Source organism: Hydrocoleum sp. CS-953, assembly GCF_002260545.1.
In the GTDB taxonomy this organism is placed as follows: domain Bacteria; phylum Cyanobacteriota; class Cyanobacteriia; order Cyanobacteriales; family Microcoleaceae; genus Trichodesmium.
Window position 1 is genome coordinate 1 of record NZ_LGSU01000320.1, and the last position, 2,735, is coordinate 2,735.

2 pseudogenes are annotated in these 2,735 nt (G+C 32.6%); both read left to right on the forward strand.

Annotated features, from left to right (window positions below):
* Positions 1–318 precede the first annotated feature (318 nt).
* Positions 319–1,689: pseudogene (gene speA, locus AFK68_RS02945) on the forward strand (biosynthetic arginine decarboxylase); the annotation flags it as partial.
* Between the two features lie 57 nt (positions 1,690–1,746).
* Positions 1,747–2,673, forward strand: a pseudogene (locus AFK68_RS02950) (arginine decarboxylase); the annotation flags it as partial.
* Positions 2,674–2,735 lie beyond the last annotated feature (62 nt).

The following is a 2,735-nucleotide window of genomic DNA, read 5'->3' on the forward strand; positions in this document are numbered from 1 at the left end:
TACCTATAATGATTAAGTGAAAATCACCTGAAGTTTAGTCTATTAAAAATTTGCTCAATAGTAATACTTGAGAATACAGAGCAGACCAGAGTTGAGTCTGTATCACTATAGTTTTTTATCTCAGATTTATACCTATAATGATTAAGTGAAAATTACCTGAAGTTTAGTCTATTAAAAATTTGCTCAATAGCAATACTTTACAATATAAAAGAAACCAGAGTAGAGCCTATAGCACTATAGTTTTTTATCTCAGGTTTATAGCCATATTGATTAAATTAAAATCATCTCAAGTTTAGTCTATCGCAATTAAAATATAAAATGGATTTACAGTCAACTATAAATCAAAACTCTTCTGAGATTTCCAACAATACATCATTAACCAATACCTCTCAAACAGATCAAACAGAAATAAATCAGATCGAGTCTGAACAAAAAAAATCATGGACAATTGAAAATAGTGAGAAACTATATAGAATACTTGGTTGGGGTAATCCTTATTTTTCAATTAATTCTGCTGGTCATATTACAGTTTCCCCTAAAGGTGATTTAGGAGGTTCTTTAGACCTATATGAACTTGTTGAATCTATTAAACAAAGAAATATAGGACTACCATTAATTATTAGATTTTCCGATATTCTTGAGGATAGAATTGAGCGGTTAAATGCTTGTTTTTCTAAAGCGATCGCTCGTTATAAATATAAAAATATTTATCGAGGTGTATTTCCTGTTAAGTGTAATCAAAATAGTCAGTTAGTAGAGGAAGTAGTTAAATTTGGTAAGCCTCATAAATTTGGTTTAGAAGCTGGTTCAAAACCAGAATTATTAATTGCTATTGCTACCTTGAATACGACTGATGCACTAATAATTTGTAATGGTTATAAAGACCGAGAATATATTGAGACAGCAATGCTAGCTCAAAGATTAGGAAAAACACCAATAATTGTAATTGAACAGGTAGAAGAAGTGCGATTAGTGATAGAAGCTAGTCGAAAATTAAATATTAAACCTGTAGTCGGAGTCAGGGTGAAATTAAGCACTAAGGGTATTGGTCGTTGGGCAGGAACTACAGGCGATCGTGCTAAATTTGGTCTCAATATTCCCGAAATAATTCAAGTTGTTAATCAGTTAAAAAGTGCGGGTATTTTAGATTCTTTACAGCTCTTACATTTTCATGTTGGCTCACAAATTTCTTCAATTAGTGTGATTAAGGATGCTATTAGGGAAGCGAGTCAAATTTATGTGGAATTAGCTCACCTAGGAGCAAATATGAAATACTTGGATGTGGGTGGTGGTTTAGCAGTTGATTATGATGGTTCTAAAACAAATTTTTATGCCTCAAAAAACTATGATATGCAGAACTACGCTAATGATATTGTGGCAGAAGTTAAAGAAGCTTGTGAAGAGAAAAAGGTATTACCACCAATATTAGTTAGTGAAAGTGGTAGAGCAGTGGCATCCCATCAATCAGTTCTAGTTTTTGATGTATTAGGAGTTAGTCAAGTTCCGAAAGCAGAACCAGTAGTTATTGGCAAAGACGAGCATTTAATTTTGCAAAACCTCTACGAAACCTATCAATCTATTAGCAAAAATAATTATCAGGAAGCATATCACGACGCAATTCAATTCAAAGAAGAATCCATCAGTTTATTCAATTTTGGATATCTTAGTATTAGTGAACGGGCAAAGGTAGAGCAACTATATTGGGATGTTTTCGGAAAATTCAAGAAATACTAAAAGACTCTGAANGTTCTAGTTTTTGATGTATTAGGAGTTAGTCAAGTTCCGAAAGCAGAACCAGTAGTTATTGGCAAAGACGAGCATTTAATTTTGCAAAACCTCTACGAAACCTATCAATCTATTAGCAAAAATAATTATCAGGAAGCATATCACGACGCAATTCAATTCAAAGAAGAATCCATCAGTTTATTCAATTTTGGATATCTTAGTATTAGTGAACGGGCAAAAGTAGAGCAACTATATTGGGGATGTTTTCGGAAAATTCAAGAAATACTAAAAGACTCTGAATATGTGCCAGATGATTTAGAGGAACTGGAAAAAATAATGGCATCTATTTACTACATTAACCTTTCAGTTTTTCAATCTGCTCCTGATAGTTGGGCAATTAATCAGTTATTTCCAATTATGCCTATTCATCGGTTAGATGAAGAACCTACTGAAAGAGCCATATTAGCCGACCTTACCTGCGATAGTGATGGAAAAATTGAGCAATTTATTGATTTACGAGATGTCAAGTCATTATTAGAATTACATCCTCTGAAAGTTAGTCATAAATCTTCAGAGTATTCTCCTAGTCAAACATTAGAAAATTCCCAAACAGAAATTACTTCTGTATTTGAACCTTACTATCTAGCAATGTTTCTTGGAGGTGCTTACCAAGAAATAATGGGTAATCTGCATAACTTGTTTGGTGATGTTAATGTTGTGCATATTAAATTAACCCCTTCAGGATACAAAATTGAACACGTTGTTAAAGGTGACACAATGACAGAAGTATTAAATTATGTTCAATATAATTCTGATGGTTTAGTTGAAAGTATTCGTTGTCAAACTGAGCAAGCTTTACAAGAAGAAAAAATTACTATTAAAGAGTCGCGAATGCTTCTACAAAATTATGAAAGTAGTCTTAGCAGTTACACTTATTTAAGTAATTAAAGGTAAGCATTTCCTGTGGAATGTTGTGCACTAATGTCGCCCAGGGAAATATCTATTAGCAG